The sequence below is a fragment of the Aeromonas sp. sif0611 genome (assembly GCF_019218845.1).
GTDB lineage: Bacteria > Pseudomonadota > Gammaproteobacteria > Enterobacterales > Aeromonadaceae > Aeromonas > Aeromonas media.
In genome coordinates, this window is record NZ_JAHUWU010000072.1 from 1 (window position 1) to 242 (window position 242).

Consider the following 242-nt stretch of genomic DNA (forward strand, 5'->3'; position numbering starts at 1 on the left):
GACCTTCACCGTGCAGTCTGTGGATGGCACCGAGCACACCGTCACCATCACCATCACCGGCGTGAACGATGCGGCTGTCATCACCGGCAGCGACACCGGCAGCGTGACCGAAGATGAAAGCACCCCGCTGCTGACCGAGACCGGCACCCTGAGCGTGACCGACCTGGACGGCGCCGACGAGGCCAAGTTCCTGGCCGGCAACGGCACCCCGAGCGCGGGTGCGCTGGGCAGCCTCGCCATCA

Annotated in this window: 1 protein-coding gene; it reads left to right on the plus strand. The window is 67.8% G+C overall.

What is annotated here, in order from left to right; all coding sequences use genetic code 11:
* Positions 1 to 242, plus strand: a 242-nt coding sequence (locus tag KW824_RS20820) for a VCBS domain-containing protein (protein ID WP_218410907.1), incomplete at both ends; no start/stop codon positions are given.